This is a genomic window from Rickettsia endosymbiont of Halotydeus destructor (genome assembly GCF_049278075.1).
Classification (GTDB): Bacteria; Pseudomonadota; Alphaproteobacteria; order Rickettsiales; family Rickettsiaceae; genus Rickettsia.
Genome location: NZ_JAPNPB010000003.1, coordinates 69516 through 90173 on the forward strand (window position 1 = coordinate 69516; position 20658 = coordinate 90173).

Sequence of the window (20658 nt, forward strand, 5' to 3'; positions counted from 1 at the left end):
ATTTATGAAGAAGTATCTTAAAAAATCCTTTTGGAGAATTACCTTCATAATTTTTAATATATTGATTGTTACAGGAAATGCTACGGCAGCTACTACCAATACTACTTTTCAGGTGACTGCTACTATCCTTGATGCGTGCAGTATTTCAGCAAATGCTCTTAACTTCGGAAGTTATGTGTATACGGCCAATTCAGATCAAATAACAACTATTAACGTAACTTGTACAAACGGTACAACTTATAAAATTGGCCTAGATGCAGGGCTTGCGTCTGGGGCTACCACTTCAACACGCAAAATGAGAGGAACTCCTAATACTCGCACCCTTAATTATTCGCTTTACCAAGATTCGGGAAGGACCACTAATTGGGGTAATATAGTAGGTACTGACACAGTACCAGGTCTTGGAAATGGTACTGCTCAAGCAGTAACGGTCTATGGCAGGATTCCGTCAGGGCAGAATACTGCTTTTGTAGATTCTACTTATGCCGATACGATAACCGTAACCTTAACATTTCCATAGAGACTATTTTATGAAACAGTATTTAATTCATTATTTTATTCTAATCGGTCTAATAATATTCACTGGTGGCGCGCTTGCCTCTCCCGCAACTACTGATTTTTTAGTTACTGCGCAAATTGAGAATAAATGTACGGTTTCAGCAAATCCTCTTCCTTTCGGTAGTTATATATATACAGCCGATTCAGACCAAATAACTACCATTAACGTAACTTGTACCAACGGTACCACTTATACCATCGGCCTGGATGCCGGTTTAGGCGGAGGTACCACCTCAACACGTAAAATGAGAGGAACCCCTGTAACAAATACTCTAAACTATTTCCTTTACTCCGACACCGGTAGAAATAACAATTGGGGAGATATAATAGGGACTGACACGGTAGCAGGTGTGGGGAACGGTAATACTCAGGGAATAATAGTATATGGCAGAATTCCTTCAGGTCAGAATACTGCGCCGGTTGATTCTACTTATGCGGATACGATAACTGTAACGGTAAACTTCTAAACTATAGAGAATAATTATGAAAAAACAATTTTATACCTTATTAACTTTAATATTAATTTGCCTTAATTCTTCTGTTGTTCAAGCTGCTTTTACCATCGCACCAGTAAAATTGACAATAGATAAAGATAATAGGATAGCCAATATTAATTTAAGAAATGATAATGATGTGCCGAAGAGCTTTCAGTTAATGTTGTATAAAGTAGAATATATAAATGGTAAGGAAGTTTTGAAGGAAACAAAGGATTTAATGGCAACACCTGTAATGTTTAGAATTGGCGCCGGAAGAAATCAATTAATACGTATTACCTTAACTAATAAGATAAGTTATAGCAAAAAACAGGATGCTTATCGAATTGGGGTAAAGGAGCTAGCGCATAGACGTGCAGGTATGCAATCTCAGGTTCAGTTTGTAGTAGAATTTGGAGTACCGGTAACTATAAATTAGGATGTTGTCCGTCTTTCAAAAATTGAGAAATGTCACCCCGTGGCTTGAACACGGGTCCAGAAAAAACTTTAGTAAGAGACTGGAGGCCATGATCAAGGAACTAGAATGACACCAAACGGGGCGGGTTAAGCCACGGTATAACAGGCGTTGACACCCATCATCACTGTGGAAGTGGAAAAGAGATTGTGGGAATGAAAATAAATCAACAATTTCTTAAAAAGGTATTATTAATTGCAGGTATTACCTTACTAATAACTACCGGCCTTGCTGACGATAATACAGAAAATAGTATGAAAGGTAATATAGAAAATGGAGCATTAATAGTAACATTAAGGGTTAATTATATTGATTCTGAAAATTTTTCTATAGTAATAAAGAATAACGCAAATCACATGTTAGTTCCTTTGGATGATCTGAAGGCCTTTAATATTAAAGATGAATATTTAGCGAGTGCTAGCATAGATTTAAACGATATACGTTATGTTAATTTAAATTTACTCCCAGGAACAAACTATCATTTGGATGAAGAAACCTTAGCTTTAGAAATTAAATTCTCTCCAAACCAGATGAAACTTCAACAGTTTAATGCTATAGAAATACCTGAAAAAGTGATTTCCGGTAAACCTATAAGCGGAGCCTTTCTAAATTATGATTTAACATTCACTGATACATCGGATACTAAATCTCTAGCTGGCTTTCAAGAATTAAATTATTTCTGTAAATATGGAACGTTGAGTAACAGTATTGTTATGCGAACTGTACCGATAAATTCTAGTTTTAGTAAAAAAAAGAATTTTAAACGAGACTATAATATTTTTACTAGACTTGAAACAAATTGGACATTTGATAATGTCGAGAATATTGCTAGATGGAGGATTGGAGATAGTCTCACAAGTCCAGCAGATTGGTCTAATAGCACTAGATTCATCGGTTTGCAATATGCTACTAACTTTTCGATAAGACCGAATTTAATTACTCATCCTCTATTGGAATTTGCCGGTAAATCAGAATTGCCAAGTACTCTTGACGTTTATGCAAATGCTAGTTCTATTTATCACGGCGAATCTAAAATAGGCGATTTTAACGTATTTAATCTACCAGTTATCACCGGCAGAGGCGACTTGGTAGTCAAAACTCAAGATATTACTGGTAAAATCCAAACAGTTACTATCCCTTATTATGTAGCTCCTGTTTTATTGGCAAAAGGATTATCGGATTTTTCTTTTGCTACTGGTATTCAAAGACAAAATTTTGCAATAGAAAGTAACGAGTATCAATATTTTATTACAAGTGCCGATTATATGCAGGGGATGTCCGATTATTGGACTAGCGGCATACATTTTGAATCCCTAAAGAACTTTGGCACAATCGGTACTACTAATAACATTCAAATCGGTAATTATGGGGTAATTACCGCTTCTCTAGCTTCTAATCTCCATAATATCAATAATGCTCAAAGAGCGCTTATAGGTTATAGTTATGAGTCTTCAGGCTGGGATTTTAATGCCAATCTTAGTAAAAACGGTAATAATTATTATGATATTTATAATTATCCATTAGTTACCTCTTCTGAAATAAGCTATCAAATGTCAACGGGTTATAATCATGAAACACTCGGTAGTATTTCAGTTAATTTTTTATCTTTTGCCATAGATACTACTGAAAGAAAAAGTAAGCGTTTGCAGATTATATCGACTAGCTATCAACGAGATATTACTCAAAACACTTTTTTTAATATTACTGCCGGAACAGATTTAAATAGAAAGCATCAACATACTTTTGCTTATATAACTTTTAGCATGAATCTTGGCGGTTCAAAAAGTGCTAGCATAAGTAACTCCTATCACAATAAATATAATACTCAGCAAATTAATTTCTCTGCCCCGGTAAGTACGCCCCTTGGCTTTGGATATAGCGCAAATTTAATGAAAAGTAAAACTACAGATTATAATTTACAATTTAATAGAAACGGTCAAATCGGTGATGCTGCATTATATTTATATAAATATAATAAAAATTTAACTTCACAATTGGAATTTAAGGGAAGTATTGTTAGCTTAGATAAAGATTTTTACTTTACTAGACCGATTAATGATAGTTTAGCTTTAGTCAAAGTAGGAACACTAAAAAATGTCGCAATTTACAATAATAACTTGATAACCGGTTATACTAATAAGGACGGAAAAGTACTTATACCTAACGTTTTGCCTTACATATCATCGGAGATAAGATTAGATGACGAAACTCTTCCTTTAGATACCGAGTTTGATTCTCTAACTTTAAACATAGCTCCAAAATGGAAAAATGCAGTTGTGGTAGATTTCGGCGTTACTATAGTCAATAGTGTAGAAATGGTTTTAGTAGACGGTAATAAGAAAGTTATCTCTTTTGATAAAATCGTTACGGTTGAAGGTTTAAAAGAGGAATTATTTGTCGGATATGAAGGGAGATTATATATACATAATATTAAAGATTTAAGAACATTAAAGGGCAAAGCTTGTCAAGATGATGATTGTTGCCACTTTGAAGCACCTATTAATAATGATTTTAATACCTCAGATTTAATATTAGATTTGGGAGAGGTAGTATGCAAATAATAGCAAGAACTCTAATTTTTATTTGTATTAATTTAAGTTTAGTTTCCAATAGTTTTGCTGCTTGTACTGCTAGTATTTCAACAGTTGCATTTGGTAATTTTGCTCCTTTTGCCAATACTCCTATCCCGCTTACTATTAATATGTCCGTCACATGTACAGGTTTAGTCGGCTTGCTTCTTAATTATAGCGTAGGTTTTAATACCGGCTCATCAGGGACTTTTACACCTCGCAAAATGAAAACCGGAGTAAAAACCCTTAATTATAATTTATATAAAGATAATGCTAGAACTCAAATCCTTAATCTCACTAGTATTGTAGTTACCGGCAGTTTCACACTTGTTGTCGGTTCCGGAACTAACAACCATACAATATATGCAACTCTTCCTGCCCAACCTCTTGCTCAAGCAGGTTCTTACCTTGATACTATTACTGCTACAGTAACATACTGATATACTAACCCTGTGATTTTTTAAAAAAATTAATATCTTCTAAAGAATTAGCTAGTTCGATGTCATTCCCGCGAAGGCGGGAATCCAAGCTAAAAAGCCTTAGCTTCTAAGGCTTTTTTCTATATAATTATAAATTATCGTTACTCTTTAGTTTAATTTTTCTGGATTCCTGCTTTTGCAGGAATGACATCAGAATTATATTTATCCAAAACATCAGACATAATTTTTCGAGCGATGGGAGCGGCAGCTCTGCTCCCTCCTCCTCCGTGATCGACAAAAATAGTCACCGAATATTTTGGATTATGATATGGAGCAAATCCTATAAATAACCCATGGTTACGTCGCTCCCAAGCGATAGATTCACGGCTTAAATCATCTTTTGCATTTGCTTTTGATTGTACCTGTGAAGTACCGGTCTTACCGGCAAGCTGACGATTTTCTCCTAAAATTCTATTATAATAAGCAGTTCCCCCTGCAATATTAACTGCATTATATAAGCCTTCTTGTATTATTTTAATATTTTGTAGATCGATATCAAGCTGCTGAAATTCAGGATCATTTTTAGCTATTTGCGGCGTATATAATTTACCCTGATTAGCTATAGCCGTTATAAATCTTGCTAGTTGAATAGGCGTAACAGTGGTAAAGCCCTGCCCTATTGCCAAATTAAAAGTATCGCCGATTGTCCATGAAGATTTTAATTTTTGCTTTTTCCATTCTTTGGAAGGAACAAATCCGGAGCTTTCCGAGGGTAAATCAATACCGGTTTTTGAACCGAAGCCAAATTTTCTGGCCGTCTCCAGTATTTTGTCACTCCCTATTATCCTTGATAATTCATACATATAAATATTACAGGAATGCTTTATAGCTCCTAGCATATCTAAAGTCCCATGCCCGTGATTATTCCAACATCTGAAACTATTGGTACCTAGCATTGAATCGCCGTTGCAAAAAAAGGTTTTATCAGGTTTTATGCCCGCTTCCAGTGCAGCTAGCACGGTAATTATTTTGAAAACAGAGCCAGGAGGATAACAATTTTGTACCGTTTTATTGATTAAAGGCTTGTAAGGATCATTATTTAAACTATTCCAGTAATTTTCCGATAATTTACTAAAATTATTTGATTCAAAGACGGGTGAAGCGGCAAGAATTAAGATATTACCGTTTGTAACATCGGTTACTATTGCCGAACAGCCCTGTTGATTTAAGTGGGGTTGTATTTGCGCTTGAAGCCTGGCATCAATATTTAAATGGAGATCGCCGCCCGGTTTACTAGCTACATTAGTAATTTCCCTTACCTGTTTACCATAAGCATTAACCTCAATTTTTTTATAACCAAATTCTCCCTGTAATGTATCCTCATAATATTTTTCAATCCCTGACTTACCAATATTAAAATCACTTATATTATAAATATTCTGCTCGTTTTTTTCCTGTTCATTTACTCGGCCCGTATAACCAATTAGGTGACAGGTAACTTGTGAAAACGGGTAAAACCGTGCATAACCTATATCAATAAATATTGAAGTCAGCTTTTGTTTTTGCTCCTCAATTAATGATACCTGTTGCCAATTAAGTTGGTCAAGGATCATTAAAGGCATATGCCTACCAGATTTTTTAATTTTTTGTTTAATTAAAAGTTGCTTTTCCGAAGATAAATTTAAAATCTGGCTTATTAAATCCAATTCATTCAAATAATTAGTGCCGCTATTTCTATCTAATAATAACTGAAAACAGGCTTGATTTGTTGCAAGCATATTATTTTCCAAATCATAAATTCGTCCTCTGGTAGGAGGAATAACCACAAAATTAATACGATTTTTATCGGATAGGGTTTTGTATTCTTCACTTTTAATAAGCTGCAAATAAAACATCCGCATTCCTAAAAGCGATAAAAGCCCTAGCTTACCTAAACCAATTACAAATGCACGACGTGACACTAATTGGTCATGTAATATTTTTTTGTTTAACATTTTTTTTGAAATAGTCTAAAGGAGGGTCAAGTAAAAAGCGAATTAAATTATAAAAAAATATAGTAGTTAAATATTGAAATAATACTATGACGTAATCATCCGAATTTAATTTTTTTATTGAGACCAATAAACATCTGAAATTTAATATAAAAAAGCAATAAACACAGAAAATAATAAAATTTGTTAAATAGTTTTTAACAAGAAAAAACCGGGCAGCGAGTTTAAAAAGTAAATGAGCGGTTAGAAATACTAAAGAATTTGTCCCTAAAGGCATTGAATACAACGAGTCACATAGTATGCCCGCTAAAAATATTATACCTAGGCTTAAGCCATATAATGAAGTACAATAGTAAATCAAAATTATCTCACAAGCAGGAAAAATAACACTTTCCAGATTAATTTTAAAGTTTATTACTGGAAATAATAATATAAAAAAACATATTAAGATAAATAATAGCTTTAATACTATCTGTGCTATTTCTTTAAATATTTTTGGAGCTGCCTTTGAGGATATTTTAAACATTATAATAACTCTAGTTCTGAAGCTACTGAAGAAATAACAGGTAATGAAAGATTATATCTTTGTATAAAATCTAATACCAATTTTATTGCTTCTCTTCCTTCCACAAGGCTTTTATATTCTTGTAAAAATTTCTTTTTATCTCTGGAAGTTCCAAGCTCATAACCAAATCTTGCATTACGCGATATTCTAGAATAACAAGTAAGAATTAAATCCCCTGCCACTCCAGGTTTAAGCAAAATATCCGAATCACTCTGCATACCGCCAAGGGCTTTCGATAAAATACTTATTTCCTTTAACGCCTCCGTGATAAGCAAAGCTCTTGCGTTTTCTCCTTGGGCCTCAGCCTCATACAAACCACTTTTAATGGCAATTATGTTTTTAATAGCTCCCGCTACTTGTAACGTTACTATGTCGTCGCTAGTAGTAGTAATAAAGAATTTTGAGGCTAAACTAGCAGCGAGCTTATCGGCTAAATTCTTATCAGAGCTTGCAATAGTTGCAGAAGTTAATAAACCTTGTACTATTTCTTTAGCTAAATTCGGTCCGGCAAGAAAAGCTACAGGATTGTCAAGTAATATAGATTTTATTCTATTAGACAGTAACTCAGTAGGATTTTTAGCAAAACCTTTTGTAGCAATTAGTAAAACAGTATTAGAAGAAATACAAGAAGCTTTTAATAATTTTATTGTGTCCTCAAAGACCGAAGATGGCGTAGCAATAATTATGACTTCAAAATCTTTAATATTAAATAGATCCGTACTCGCTACTATATTATTCGGTAATATAATTTTGCCTAAATATTTACTGTTAGTTTTTTTGATATTAATTTCACTCGCTATGTCGTTGTCACGTAAAAATAGAGCAGCATTACTATAGCATCTAGCAACCTGACAAGCAAGAGCAGTGCCAAAACTCCCCCCACCGTAAATGGCAATGTTTTTAAACATACAAGTTTATTGTTTATCTAAATATTTCTTTTTAGCTTTTCTACTAGGATAGAATGTTTTGAGGAAAAATGTGCCATCTTCCTCAATAACATAAGGTACAGAGTATACTGGGTCAAAAATCCTTACATGAAGAATTTTTTGATTTGGATATTTATTTTGGTTTTGATGTTCTGTCCTAGCTAATATATTACCATTATTAATATAGGTAATTATTTCATCAAAACTTATATTTCGCTCAAGCAATAGCTTTGCATTTTTTTCGTAATTATATCTAAATTTCATAAAAAAATTAGAGTTTTGCAGCGTCTAAATGAATAAGCATATTAATATATGTTTGATAAGGAATGCCTCTCTTAGAAGCCTTAAATTTCATTGCTTCAATATCATGTTCGGTAAGCCTAATAGTAATTGATTTTTTTCTAGCCACATGCTCCTTAGCTGCTTGCATTATCCTCTCATATTCTTCTTTATCATTACATTCTATCATTTGTTCAAAATTATCTTCAAGTTCTTGCTCGTAAGCATCCAGTTTATATTTCATATAACACCTGTTTTAATTAGTATATAATATATTACATTATGTAAGTACTTTGTCAATACATTTAAACTATCATAAAATGTTGATTCTTACATTTACTATAAAATTAAGTTGAACAATATTTTTCCTTATTATAATATAGTAGGTATACTATATTAACTAAAGTAAGGTAATTATGAAAAGTTATTATTCTACGCTTACAAGCAAAGGACAATTAACTATTCCTACATTTATAAGAGAAAAGTTAGATTTATCTTCAGGTGTCAAAGTTGAATTCATTATTCAAGATAATCATATAATACTTATACCTATTAATAACTCAGTAAGGAAATTACAAGGTATCTTACCAAAACCTCAAAATATTATTAATTGCGAAAAAATGGATGAAATTATTAAAGGTAAGTATGATAGGTATTGATACTAACGTTTTGGTTAGATACTTAACCCAAGATGATGAAAAGCAGGCAGCTATTGTAAATAAAGTAATAAATCAATATGAAAATCAAGCACAATCAATATTTATTAATAATATAGTAATATGCGAACTTATTTGGGTTTTGGAACGAGGCTACAAATATTCTAAAAAAGAAATAACTGATTCAGTAAGAGCTATATTGTCAACTACAGAATTTGTATTTGAAAAACCTGAAATATTATGGCTTTCTCTCAATGATTACGAAAAATATAATGCTGATTTTTCAGATATTTTACTGGGTAAAATTAATAGGAGGTACGGATGTATTTCTACTATAACTTTTGATAATAAAGCAGCAATATTAAAAGAGTTTAGTGGACCTAAAATATTTTATAGTAAAGGATAATCACACAACATATGCTCCCCTTCTATCGCTACTAAGGTCGCTTTAACAATTTTTCCTACTTCTAACGGGCTAGTAAGCTTTACCGGAATGAAATTTTCTGTATGGGCAGTATGGTTATTTTCTACCAATAAATTTACTTTTTGCCCGATATGTTTTTTATAAAACTCATGTAATTGTTTTTGTCCTTCTTGGCGTAAAATCTCGGCTCTTTCTTTTCTAATTGACTTTAATATTTGCGGCATTCTAGCGGCCGGCGTCCCTGCTCGCTCTGAATATGGAAATACATGTAAATATTGCAAATCTGCTTCTGCAATTAATTTCCTAGTATTCTCAAACATCTCTAGCGTTTCAGTAGGGAATCCGGCTATAATATCAGCACCAAATGATACTTCGGGCCTAATAGCACGTAACTTATGACAAAAATCAATTATGCTTTGACGATTATGGCGACGTTTCATACGCTTTAATATCATATCATCACCCGCTTGCAAACTAATATGGAAATGCGGCATTATTCTTGGGTTATATGCTATAAGATTAAAAAGTTCTTCATCAATTTCAGCAACATCAATTGAAGATAAGCGAAGCCTTGTAAGTTCCGGCACTAGCCCAAGCACCCGCTTAATCATCTGAGCAAATGTCGGAGAACCTGGAAGATCAGGACCATAAGCGGTAACATCCACTCCTGTAAAAACAATTTCCTTAAAACCATTTTGTACTAGATGCTTAACTTGATTTGCTATAGCTCCGATTGGCGTTGATCTACTATTCCCTCTACCATAAGGTATTATACAGAAAGTACAACGGTGATCACAACCGTTTTGCACTTGAATAAATGCTCGCGACTTACCGTCAAAGCTACTTATTAAATGGTTTGCGGTTTCTTTAACCGCCATTATATCGTTAACCGCTATTTTTTCTTCGGAAAGCCTATAATGCTCGGCAAAAAGTTTTTCTTCATTCCCAATAACTTTATCGACTTCCGGCATAGCGGCAAAGATTGCCGGGTTATTTTGTGCTGCGCAACCAGTAACAATAATTTTTAAATTAGGATTATTTTTTTTTGCTTTGCGGATAGCTTGTCTTGCTTGTTTCTCAGCCTCACTAGTTACGGCACAGGTATTAAAGACCGTTACATTTTCAAGACTAGATAATAGCAAGTTTTTTCTAATTATTTCACTTTCATAGATATTTAAACGACAACCGAACGTTACTATTTCTTGGGAGTTAGTCATAATAAAATTCTCCGCTCGCAACTAGGCTAGCAGGACCTTGCATTATTATATGCTCATTTTGTTCAGACATAATAAGATTACCTAGTTCAAACACTACGGCGCTAGGTGAGTGCGTAAAGCCAAGCTTTAAACTTGCCGCAAAACTTGCACAAGCGCCGCTACCGCAAGCAAGCGTTAGCCCTGCCCCCCTTTCCCAAACTGATAAGTAAATTTTGTTATCTCTTACTTCAGCAAAATTAACATTCACGCCATCTTTAAATAATTCTTTATCTTGTAATTTCTCACCGATTATATTTTTATCCTGATTGCTTAGTCTACTAAAAATAACTAAATGCGGGTTACCAACATCAACACAAATAGTTTCCTTTAAATCAATCATGTAACGCTCGACAACTGCCCAAATCTTTTCACGCTCAGGCATCCAAGATTCCACAAAACTTACTTCTTCAATATTAACACTAATTTGATCATTTTCTTCAACTCTACATATTAGTTTTTTATTTCCTACCTTTATAGTTATATTTTTCTCTTCCGATCTAAGATATAATAACTTAGCAAGACATCTTGAAGCATTACCACATAATTTAGCACTGGAGCCGTCTATGTTATAAATAGTCATCTTGTAATAATCTTCTAATTTGCTATAAATAATAAACTGATCACAACCAATTCCAGTATGACGATTTGCTATATTTTTGGCAAGCTTTGTTAAGTTATATTGCTTCGGCAAATCATTGGCATCGACGATAACAAAATCATTTCCTAGCCCATGCATTTTTACAAATTTAATCTTTTTTATCATTTTTATGAATTTAAATATTTTGAATTTATCATTATAGCAAATTTCTTTGAGTTTTGGAAATAAATAACTATATTGTTTACTGTAAAACACTTGAGATAATCCTCGAAATCAGAAGAGTATAAATGAAAATTTTAAATATTATGCTAAGCCGTGACCTTGGCGGTATTCAACAGGCATTTTTAGATTATAGTTTTGCCCTAAAACTACAAAAAGTTGAAGTTATAAATGTTACTAGCTTTGGGGCAAAAATAAACGCTTTATTATCTTCAAAAAGTTTCAAATTACTAAATTTAGCCCCTATAGATTTTTTTTCATGCCTTATTCTTAAATATATAATCTATAAAACTAAAGCTGATATAATTATTGCGCATGGTAATAGGGCAATAAATTTTAGTAGATTTGCTAAACCTAAGCGTATTCCTTTAATTGGAGTCGCTCACAATTACAGTTTAAAAGGCCTTAAAAAGTGTGATTATGTTATTGCTCTAACTGAACATATGAAAAGCTATTTATTAAAAAATAATTTTATTGGATTAAAGATTTTTCTTCTACCAAACATGATAAATATTAAAAAAGATTTTGTCTCAAATAAACAATATAGGAATCCTATAGTAATAGGCATGATTGCCAGGTTCGTTCCTAAAAAAGGAACTGATTTTTTTATTAAAGGAATGCACATCCTAAAGGATAAAGGATATAAATTTAAAGCTATTATAGGCGGTGACGGAGAAGAGAGAGACAAGTTATTGACTCTAACGCATAAATTAGGGCTTACCGATTGTGTATCATTTACTGGTTGGGTTGAAGATAAAGATAAATTTTTTGATGAGCTTGATATTTTTTGCTTACCATCACTACATGAGCCGTTCGGTATCATATTACTTGAAGCTATGGAGACAAGCTTACCTGTAGTTAGTTTTAATACCGAGGGACCTAACGAAATTTTAACTCATAGGAAAGAAGGGCTAATTTGCAAAAAAAACAACATTAATGATTTAGCAGAAGAAATTATATATCTTATTGATCATCCAAATGAAGCGCAGAAATTTTCCGAAGCAGCTTATTTAAGATTAAAAGAGAATTATAATATTAAAAGCCTTTCTAAAAGACTAGTAGAGTTTTGTAAGTCTATTTAAAAGATTCCTATGCCATTCCCGTTAAAGTGATTCATTGTTATGGCTTAAATTTATCTATGTCATTTCCGCCTACGCGAAAACGACATAGAAAATATTAACTCTTACAAGTTTTTATATTTTAACAATAAAATATTTGCTTCAAATAACGGAGCAAATATAGTTTTAACCTCATTTAATAAAATATCGTTGGTTACTTCTTGTTTTAACTCTGCGCGTATAGCTTCAAATATTTCTCTTAAACTTTTTTCTTCTGCTATATATTTAAAAATATATTTAGTATAACCCATTATAGGTATTGAAATATTCACATTTTGTAATATACCGTTATTCACCGTAAAATTAACAATATTATTTCCTGGGTTAGCTTCTAAATAGTCATAAACTTGCTTAGCAAAATTGGCAATATTATAGAAATAAGGTACGTTATCAAGCTCATTAATAGTTGCTACGCTATCTTTTTGATTAGAAGCATAAAAAGAATGCTTAATAATATTACCAGTAAGTATCTCGCTAATGGCTTGCTGCTGAACTTTGTCCATTTTCTTGATTTTTTGTAAAAGAGAAAAATCTTTGATATAATTTTCAGGTCTAAGTAATAATTTTTCCAGTGGATCAAGATAATCGACAAAATTTAAACCGGCATTTTGGACAAATTCATATAATTCAGGCACGGAATAAGCACGATCCTGTTTATGCAAGAACATATCATATACTCCTACATCCCCAAAATTCTGATAATCCGAAAATAGCTCCCATCCTCTTTTATACCAGTTAGTAACAGGTAAATTATCAAGTATAATTTTCCCGTTCATAACTTCCTCTACTCTACTCTGCGCCTTGCTATTAACCATTTTCATAAGTTCCTGAATATGGTAAACTCCAGTACGGCCGTATTTAGCATAGACCATTAATCCCATACCACCTTTAGAGGTCAATGAGTCTTTTAAATTTTTTAGGCCTTCCGGTGGATTTTGCAAATGATGTAGCACGCCTGTACAATTTATATAATCAAATTTCCCAAGCTTTAAATTCGGGATATTTAATATAGAATCGTTAATCCATTTAATATTTGTAAGTCCACGTATTTCAGCACGTTTTTGTGCCACTTCCATACTTGGTTTGCTAAAATCCAAATATATTATTTCAGCATTTTTTTTATTTTTTAACTGCTCGGCAAGAAAAATAGTAGAATCACCTGTACCTCCTCCAGCTACTAAGCAACGAAAGCCATCGTTAAAACTTTCTTTTCCTTTATATAAGAAATGATTTAATTCTCCTAACCCCTCACCGACAATAGAAAGCAACCTTGTTCTCTCCTCTTCAGGATTTCTATATGGGTAAGGATAATCCTGATAATGCTCTTGAACTTCTGCCAAGTCTTTTGAAGTAGCTGTATTAGTAATTGTAGTTTTTGTTTTTTTTAAATCAGTCATTTATATATTCCTGTTAAGTGAAGAATTGAGATACAGCGTTATTTCAATGTCATTCCTAGCTCAGCATTACTGCGTGAATACCATAAACATCCTCGGTGTCATTCCCTCGAAAGAAGGAATCTACTTAACAATATAGCAAAAGTTAGATACCAGCTTTCGCTGGTATGACACCAAAAATTTGAGCCACGCAACAACGCTTAGTTAGGAATGACATATTACTACTTTTGAACGAGTATCAAGTTAATATTATGTCTTTTATATGTAACTGAACGGTATAATTATCCTGCCAGTTATTAGTTTTTAATGAACCTATTACGGAAATATGTTTTTTTCCTCGAGCATTAAATATTGCTTCCTCAAGCGGCGTTGCAACAGCATTAAAAGTAATTGCTTGTAATGCTTTCCGTCCTACAACCTGAAATGTTGGCGCAAGTAAACACCTGATATGTTTACCTCCAACAATGTCCGCTTTTATAATAAAAAGGTTATCAAATTTAAATATCGGCTCAGGGTTACCGTTACCGAAAGGTTCTAAGTTACTCAGCTCTTCCATTAACGACATATTAACGCTCGAACTAGTTAATACACAATCATATTCAGCTTGCGTATGATCCCCTAATTTGCTTATATCAGATTTAATACATTCATTTAAAAACTCCTGTAATTCCTGTAATTTTTCGGCTTTTACGGAAAAGCCTGCAGCCATAGCATGCCCTCCACCCGCTATGAGCAAATCTTTATTTTTAGCGTTAATAATTGTAGCTCCAAAATCAATATTTGCAATAGACCTGCATGAGGCTTTACCTATGCCATCATTTAATGCTATAATTGCTACAGGTTTATTGAATTTATCTTTTAACCTTCCTGCTACTATGCCTATAACTCCAGGATGCCAGCCTTCTTTTGCGATAAATAATAAACTATTATTTTCCTGAGTCAAAGCAATATTAGTTGCTTCCTCTATCATTATTAGCTCGATTACTTTCCTCTCATTATTATGTTTCTCAAGCTCTATTGCTAAACTATTTGCTTCTATTGCGCATTCCGTTGATAATAAAGTAGCTCCTAAACTCGATCTTCCGACCCTACCGCCGGCATTAATTCGCGGACCTAAAATAAATCCTAAATGGTAACAACGTGGTACTTCGTTAAGCCCTGCAGTATCATATAAGGTTTTGATACCAATATTTTGCCTTTTTGTCATTATTTTTAAACCGGCAGCAACAAATGCACGATTTAGTTGTATTAATTTCATCACATCACAAACCGTGCCAAGTGCTACCAAATCTAAATATTTCATTAAATTCGGTATCGGATTATCGATGAAATAATTTTGTTTTTTTAATTCTGATAATAAAGCGGTGGTAAATAAAAAAGATACTCCAACAGCAGCTAAATATTTATATTCACTTTTCTCGTCTATACGATTAGGATTTACTATCGCAATTGCTTCCGGCAGTATGTCTGTACTTATATGATGATCAATTACTATTACGTCAAGCCCTACCTCTCTAGCATATTTTAAAGCTTCGTGTGCCATAGCACCGCAATCAACGGTAATCAGTAATTTCGTACCATTATCCTTGATTTTTTGCATAGCTTGTGGCGTTGGGCCATAACCTTCTGCTATACGGTCAGGTACGTAAATATCACAACTTTGTCTTAAATCTCTAAATACGTTTTTAAGCAAAGCTGCAGAAGTTGCTCCGTCAACATCGTAATCGGCAAATATACATATTTTTTGCTTATTTAAAATTGCCGTAATAACTCGATTAACCGCTTTTTGCATATCAAGTAAATGGAAGGGATCAGGGAGCAGGTTTTTAATTTTTGGAGATAAAAAATTTTCTGCATGAGCTAAACTACTTACTCGGCAAGATAATAGCCTGGCTAGAAAATCACTTATCCCTAGATTACGGCTTAGTTCTAAAATATCATTTTCATTGATAGGTTTTTGTTGCCATATTTTACCGTTAACTGATTTGCCAGACTCTATTATCGTCATTTATTTAATAATTTTTATAGATTTCTTTATTTTTTATTTGCCACAGAGCGGTGAATAATAATCCGACCGTAAACATTTGAAGAAGAAATACCATTTGACCAAACGCAGGATAAAATAATATAATAATAGGTTGTAATAACAGCGGTACGCCGCTCGCGAATATTACCAATCTCATACAGTTTTTCATCAGAGATTTAGGGCCGAATAAATTTGTTATGACGTAAACTAATAAAATTATGAAACTTATTTCAAATAAACATTTAATAAACCAAAGGACAATAAAGAACGGCATCCCTATATAAATAAGAAGAGATGGCATTTTAGATACGATATAAGCGCAATATTTCTTTACCATCTCTGGGCTTAAAGCTTTCTGTCCGGTAAATATCTTAGAATATTTAATATAATTAGTTAATTTTTTCTTACTAACTCCTTCTACTAAATTTAGTATAAGCTGATCTTCAGTCAAAATAACCGGTATTTTGCTTCTTTCTGTAACGGTTAGCTGATTATTTATATCAATTGCTGCTATTACATCTTTATTTTTACTATATAAATATAAAGGTTTTTCTTCCTCCAGAAAAATTTTGCTATTATTATATTGGATATCCGGCAGTTGATTTGTAACATATTTAATATTTTCAATATAATTCAATGTACAAATACATAAAATTATTGAAGCAATAAAAGAAACAATAAATAAATATTTAATACCGTAACCTTGATAATTTCTATATACATCTTTATAAAAATCTACCGAACTAACGGATAACCGCAATTGACGGCATAACGTATTTAATCCTATTAATATAAATGATAATGACTGCATTTTTAACTTAAATTTTTTAATTTCAGATAATTACTATAAAATATATATACCATAAAGAAGAAGAAAAAAGAACGATATAATAAAAATAATTCAATTATGAATAACATCATGCCTGCACAATTTAATATTTTAATACCCGAATTAGCGCTTATATTACTTGCACTTTTCAGCCAATTTTTTGCTGTAATTTTTACCAATAAAAATAAAATTATTGCTAATATTACTATTTTATTATCGATAATAATAGTTTTTTTGGTTTTAAAAATTTCCGGCCAGGAAGCTATCGCATTTAACAATTCCTTTGCTACTAACGCAGTTACAAGCAATTATAAAGCTTTAGTTTTAGTATTTACTATATTAACTATGCTGATTTATTTTGATTACTGTACTACTAATAAGGAACAATTGAAGAATGAATTTTTTACTTTGTTATTGTTATCCACCGCAGGAATCTTTGCAGCAATTTCTGCACGAAATTTTTTATTATTATTTTGCGCTATGGAGCTATCCGCTTTAATTGCATATGTTCTTGCGGGATTCAAATTAAAAGATATTAGTTCCTCTGAGGGAGCGTTAAAATATTTTATTTTAGGTAGCTTGGTTACCTGTTTATCGTTATTCGGTATTTCCTTTATATACGGCTTTAGCGGCAGCTTAGAATTTAGCGATATTTTATATCAATTAAATAATAATACGGTAAATATCGGTTTAATAGTCGGAGTTATATTCTTTTTAAGTAGTTTATTCTTTAAACTTGCAAGTGTTCCTCTGCATTCATGGGCACCGGATGTATATGAAGGTTCACCCATAAGCTCGGTTACGTATTTTGCCACTGCTTCAAAAATTGGAATAATTGCCGTTTTACTGAATGTAATGAATCTAATTATCGGTGACTATCATTCTATTAGTGTTAATTTAGTAAAAATAATAGCCGTCTTATCAATGATTTTTGGGGCACTTGGAGCACTTAGGCAAACATCTTTAAAAAGGCTAATGGCCTATAGTAGTATTTTAAATATCGGTTATGTGTTGGTTGGAGTAGCATTGCATAGCAATGATGGAGATTTTGCCGCAATGCTTTATATGATGATATATGCGGTAGGAGTATTAGGATTTTTTGCCTGTTTATTAGCATTACTTGGAAATGAAGCAGATAATGCAACTTTTGAAAGTATAAAAGGAGCGGCGGCAAATCATAAAGCGTTAGCCGCTGCTATATCAATTATTATGTTTTCAATGATAGGTATCCCACCGTTAGCAGGTTTCCTAGGTAAATATTATCTTTTTTACCAAGCAATTAACCAAGGAGAGTATCTACTGGCATTTATAGGTATTTTTACCAGTGTTATCGCTGCTTATTATTACCTCAAAATTATCAAAACTATGTATTTTGTTGATAATAACATACTTACCGATAAGAAAATATCAGTTCGCTATGGTTTATTATTAATTAATTTCATCGTTATAGGATTTTTACTCTTTGCATCTTTCTTTATTAAGTTTTGAGATAAAACCTGATGTTATATGCGTACGATGTCATACCGTGGCTTGACCACGGTATCCAGAAAAAACTTAATAAAGAGCCCGGATTCTTGTTTTCATGGGAATGACATAAAGAAAAGATAGGAGTAACTTAATATATGAATAACTATAAACTACTCATCTTCGACGAGATAGATAGTACTAACTTAGAGGCTATAAGAATTGCAAAAACTAATCCTTCTTTAAATTATGCAATACTTGCAAAAACTCAAACCCAAGGACGCACACGGAACGGTAAAAAATGGCAATCCTTACCAGGTAATTTACATGCCAGTTTATTATTAAAGCCAAATAAAGAACTGACACTTTTCCCTCAATTATCTTTTGTAACAGGTCTTGCGGTATATGATACTATAAATGCTCTTATTATAAGCAAACCATACTCAAATGATTTGGAAAATTGGAACGTAAAACAAGGGGTGAGCACACGGAGCGTAGTCAAACTACGTGAGTATGCGAACCCCTCGAAGTTTTACGAAGCCAATTCTTCAAAGCAGAAGAGTATCAAATTGAAATGGCCTAATGATATCCTAATTAACGATAAAAAAATTTCTGGTATACTTCTTGAATCTCTTACTGTTTCAAATAATAATTACCTAATAATCGGAGTAGGAATCAATATAATTGATAATCCAGTAAATATTGATCAACTAACTACTAGTTTTTCTGCCGAGAATATGACAATTCACGAACCGACAACTTTGCTTGATATATTTATAGTAAATTTTGAAAAATATTATCAAATTTGGGAGCAAAAAGGATTTACTGAGATTAGAAAAGCTTGGCTAGAAAAGGCTTATAAGCTACATGAATCAGTCACAATTAATGACGGTAATACCCCAGTCAACGGCATATTTAAAGGTATCGATGAGCTTGGTAGAATAATTATACAACTTCCTTCAAAAAAAATATCTCATTTTGTAGCTGGCGAACTTTCTTTTTAAACAAAATAACATTAGATTTAAATCTTAAGTTCAATTTATGAGCAGTTATGTTAAAAAATATTTGGAGAATATCTCTTCAGGCTATACCGATATGTAAGCCATTAAATATTATAGAGCTATACAATACAGGTCTAAGTTTATACGAGGAAGCCGAGACTAATGAGAATAATATACGAAAGCTATGCAATATCTACAATGCGCCATGCTCTTAGGTAATGAAAATGCTTTCGCTAAAGTAGCAAAGTTTTATAACGATGATCCTATTAATATACGTCTTCAAGATACGGGAATAGTAATAGATAAAGCTTACAAAACTATAGTAGAACACATTCAATATAATGATTCTCTGCTTAATTCTTATATTAATATTATTAATAATATTAAATTAGAGTGGATTAAAACGCCTATCCCAGATTTTTTAATTAAATCATCGCTGCAGTCAATTCTGGAAGAATATAATAAAGAATGTCAAAAGAACAAGGTACAATGCCACCTTATCGCAGATGAGAGCGATATGAGGAGCCATAGAGAATTAAATGATTTTACATTAATAGAATTACAGGAAATACCTAAGGTACAATTAGAAGATATTTTGCAAGAGTCAAATACACACAACGAAGAAGATAATACCTCACAGTTAGTAGCCAAGACTCCGAATTACTCTGATAGTTGTAACTACTGTATCATCATATAAAAAGAGGAATTTATGAAAAAAGAAAAATTAACTGCTTTCGGCGCCAAGGAAATAAAATATTTAACCCCTCCTCAAATGCTAGCTAAAGCAATAGAGCAATATGAAGAGTTTGTAAAAATTTATGATTTAAAAAAAAATGCAGAAAAAACAGCCATAATAGCCGAAGAAGATAAAGAACTTTTTACACAAATGATGAAAAATTTAAACTATGCAGCATTACTCGGAGAAGGAGATGCTTGTTTTTATTTAGCACACTTGCATTGTAATAGTTGGGTAGAAGCCCAATCTTTCCTATATGGCAATAGAGATAAAGGAAATTTTTTAATTCATGTAGGTCAAACATTAGGCTCAAAGAAATGCTCAGATATTACACTTGATACGCTCGATAATGTACAGCGTGATAATAGCATAGATGATTATTATAACTTAATTACAGAGTATAAAACGTTATATGCTAATAAAGAAATTAATAATAATATAAAACAAGAGATTATATACGGTTTTAGTAAAGTATCATTATACTATCCTTTCAACGTATTATTTCCTACCCTTAAAGTTAGTCCTTTGCTTTCATTTGATATAAAAGAGAATAGCGATGACGTAAATGTAAGTACAATATTAGATTCCAATATATCTTTAATGGGAAAGGATAGTGACATTGTAAATGAACCTACAAATGAGCCTGATAGCAATAATACCGGTTGTCTAATAGCTTAACAT

The 20658-nt window shown here is 32.4% G+C and carries 22 protein-coding genes; 12 read left to right on the plus strand and 10 right to left on the minus strand.

Features of this window, described 5'->3' with window-relative positions:
* The first annotated feature begins 4 nt into the window (after nucleotides 1–4).
* The 5 genes from OTR29_RS03925 (at nucleotide 5) to OTR29_RS03945 (ending at nucleotide 4516) form a co-directional block, all read left to right on the plus strand.
* Complete coding sequence (locus OTR29_RS03925) at nucleotides 5–520, plus strand: Csu type fimbrial protein (protein WP_422229358.1); 516 nt, start codon at nucleotides 5–7, stop codon at nucleotides 518–520.
* 10 nt (nucleotides 521–530) lie between these two features.
* Entirely contained in the window at nucleotides 531–1025 is a 495-nt protein-coding gene (locus OTR29_RS03930) for a Csu type fimbrial protein (RefSeq protein WP_422229359.1), read from the plus strand.
* A 16-nt stretch (nucleotides 1026–1041) separates the two neighbouring features.
* On the plus strand, nucleotides 1042–1470 hold the full coding sequence (locus OTR29_RS03935; RefSeq protein ID WP_422229360.1) for a fimbrial biogenesis chaperone: 429 nt from the start codon (nucleotides 1042–1044) through the stop codon (nucleotides 1468–1470).
* A gap of 191 nt (nucleotides 1471–1661) precedes the next feature.
* Nucleotides 1662–4067 carry a fimbria/pilus outer membrane usher protein gene (locus OTR29_RS03940; protein WP_422229361.1) on the plus strand — a complete coding sequence of 802 codons (2406 nt, stop codon included), beginning with the start codon at nucleotides 1662–1664 and terminating at the stop codon, nucleotides 4065–4067.
* The gene (locus OTR29_RS03945) at nucleotides 4058–4516 is read left to right on the plus strand and encodes a spore coat protein U domain-containing protein (protein ID WP_422229362.1); all 459 of its coding nucleotides are present in this window, start codon (nucleotides 4058–4060) and stop codon (nucleotides 4514–4516) included. The genes OTR29_RS03940 and OTR29_RS03945 overlap by 10 nt, the downstream gene beginning before the upstream one ends.
* 152 nt (nucleotides 4517–4668) lie before the next feature.
* On the opposite strand, the gene mrdA is transcribed toward OTR29_RS03945, so the two are convergent.
* Genes mrdA through OTR29_RS03970 form a run of 5 tightly spaced genes read right to left on the minus strand, consistent with a single transcriptional unit; the run spans nucleotide 4669 to nucleotide 8500 of the window.
* Nucleotides 4669–6489: a penicillin-binding protein 2 gene (gene mrdA / locus OTR29_RS03950; RefSeq protein WP_422229363.1), complete on the minus strand. Its 1821-nt coding sequence runs from the start codon at nucleotides 6487–6489 to the stop codon at nucleotides 4669–4671.
* A complete protein-coding gene (locus OTR29_RS03955; RefSeq protein WP_422229364.1) occupies nucleotides 6464–7012 on the minus strand; it encodes a hypothetical protein in 549 nt (182 codons plus the stop codon). The genes mrdA and OTR29_RS03955 overlap by 26 nt, the downstream gene beginning before the upstream one ends.
* Nucleotides 7012–7959, minus strand: a complete 948-nt coding sequence (locus OTR29_RS03960; RefSeq protein ID WP_422229365.1) for an NAD(P)H-dependent glycerol-3-phosphate dehydrogenase — start codon at nucleotides 7957–7959, stop codon at nucleotides 7012–7014. The genes OTR29_RS03955 and OTR29_RS03960 overlap by 1 nt, the downstream gene beginning before the upstream one ends.
* A gap of 6 nt (nucleotides 7960–7965) precedes the next feature.
* Nucleotides 7966–8241 (minus strand): hypothetical protein, encoded by a 276-nt coding sequence (locus OTR29_RS03965; RefSeq protein WP_422229366.1) that lies wholly within the window; start codon nucleotides 8239–8241, stop codon nucleotides 7966–7968.
* Between the two features lie 7 nt (nucleotides 8242–8248).
* A complete protein-coding gene (locus OTR29_RS03970; RefSeq protein WP_422229367.1) occupies nucleotides 8249–8500 on the minus strand; it encodes a CopG family antitoxin in 252 nt (83 codons plus the stop codon).
* Nucleotides 8501–8672: 172 nt separating this feature from the next.
* Here OTR29_RS03970 and OTR29_RS03975 point away from each other — a divergent pair, with 172 nt between their 5' ends.
* Both OTR29_RS03975 and OTR29_RS03980 read left to right on the plus strand, forming a co-directional pair.
* Complete coding sequence (locus tag OTR29_RS03975; protein ID WP_422229368.1) at nucleotides 8673–8915, plus strand: AbrB/MazE/SpoVT family DNA-binding domain-containing protein; 243 nt, start codon at nucleotides 8673–8675, stop codon at nucleotides 8913–8915.
* Nucleotides 8902–9318, plus strand: a complete 417-nt coding sequence (locus tag OTR29_RS03980) for a PIN domain-containing protein (protein ID WP_422229369.1) — start codon at nucleotides 8902–8904, stop codon at nucleotides 9316–9318. Before OTR29_RS03975 ends, OTR29_RS03980 begins: the two co-directional genes overlap by 14 nt.
* On the opposite strand, the gene mtaB is transcribed toward OTR29_RS03980, so the two are convergent.
* Nucleotides 9303–10553: a tRNA (N(6)-L-threonylcarbamoyladenosine(37)-C(2))-methylthiotransferase MtaB gene (gene mtaB / locus OTR29_RS03985; RefSeq protein ID WP_422229370.1), complete on the minus strand. Its 1251-nt coding sequence runs from the start codon at nucleotides 10551–10553 to the stop codon at nucleotides 9303–9305. The genes OTR29_RS03980 and mtaB overlap by 16 nt on opposite strands.
* Nucleotides 10546–11355, minus strand: a complete 810-nt coding sequence (gene dapF / locus OTR29_RS03990; RefSeq protein ID WP_422229371.1) for a diaminopimelate epimerase — start codon at nucleotides 11353–11355, stop codon at nucleotides 10546–10548. The genes mtaB and dapF overlap by 8 nt, the downstream gene beginning before the upstream one ends.
* 122 nt (nucleotides 11356–11477) lie before the next feature.
* Between dapF and OTR29_RS03995 the strand changes: the two genes are divergently transcribed.
* Nucleotides 11478–12491 (plus strand): glycosyltransferase family 4 protein, encoded by a 1014-nt coding sequence (locus tag OTR29_RS03995; protein ID WP_422229372.1) that lies wholly within the window; start codon nucleotides 11478–11480, stop codon nucleotides 12489–12491.
* A 101-nt stretch (nucleotides 12492–12592) separates the two neighbouring features.
* Here the strand turns inward: OTR29_RS03995 and OTR29_RS04000 are convergent, their stop codons facing one another.
* The 3 genes from OTR29_RS04000 to OTR29_RS04010 all read right to left on the minus strand — a co-directional run bounded on the left by OTR29_RS04000 (nucleotide 12593) and on the right by OTR29_RS04010 (nucleotide 16758).
* A complete protein-coding gene (locus OTR29_RS04000; RefSeq protein ID WP_422229373.1) occupies nucleotides 12593–13924 on the minus strand; it encodes a class I SAM-dependent methyltransferase in 1332 nt (443 codons plus the stop codon).
* 235 nt (nucleotides 13925–14159) lie between these two features.
* A complete protein-coding gene (recJ, locus tag OTR29_RS04005; protein ID WP_422229374.1) occupies nucleotides 14160–15929 on the minus strand; it encodes a single-stranded-DNA-specific exonuclease RecJ in 1770 nt (589 codons plus the stop codon).
* Nucleotides 15930–15933: 4 nt separating this feature from the next.
* Nucleotides 15934–16758: a DUF1189 family protein gene (locus tag OTR29_RS04010; RefSeq protein WP_422229375.1), complete on the minus strand. Its 825-nt coding sequence runs from the start codon at nucleotides 16756–16758 to the stop codon at nucleotides 15934–15936.
* A gap of 108 nt (nucleotides 16759–16866) precedes the next feature.
* Between OTR29_RS04010 and nuoN the strand changes: the two genes are divergently transcribed.
* The 4 genes from nuoN to OTR29_RS04030 all read left to right on the plus strand — a co-directional run bounded on the left by nuoN (nucleotide 16867) and on the right by OTR29_RS04030 (nucleotide 20655).
* Nucleotides 16867–18264 carry an NADH-quinone oxidoreductase subunit NuoN gene (gene nuoN / locus OTR29_RS04015; protein ID WP_422229517.1) on the plus strand — a complete coding sequence of 466 codons (1398 nt, stop codon included), beginning with the start codon at nucleotides 16867–16869 and terminating at the stop codon, nucleotides 18262–18264.
* 134 nt (nucleotides 18265–18398) lie between these two features.
* Nucleotides 18399–19244 carry a biotin--[acetyl-CoA-carboxylase] ligase gene (locus tag OTR29_RS04020; RefSeq protein ID WP_422229376.1) on the plus strand — a complete coding sequence of 282 codons (846 nt, stop codon included), beginning with the start codon at nucleotides 18399–18401 and terminating at the stop codon, nucleotides 19242–19244.
* Nucleotides 19245–19425: 181 nt separating this feature from the next.
* Nucleotides 19426–19938, plus strand: coding sequence for a hypothetical protein (locus OTR29_RS04025; protein ID WP_422229377.1), 513 nt, complete (start codon nucleotides 19426–19428; stop codon nucleotides 19936–19938).
* 12 nt (nucleotides 19939–19950) lie between these two features.
* Nucleotides 19951–20655 (plus strand): hypothetical protein, encoded by a 705-nt coding sequence (locus OTR29_RS04030; protein WP_422229378.1) that lies wholly within the window; start codon nucleotides 19951–19953, stop codon nucleotides 20653–20655.
* Nucleotides 20656–20658 lie beyond the last annotated feature (3 nt).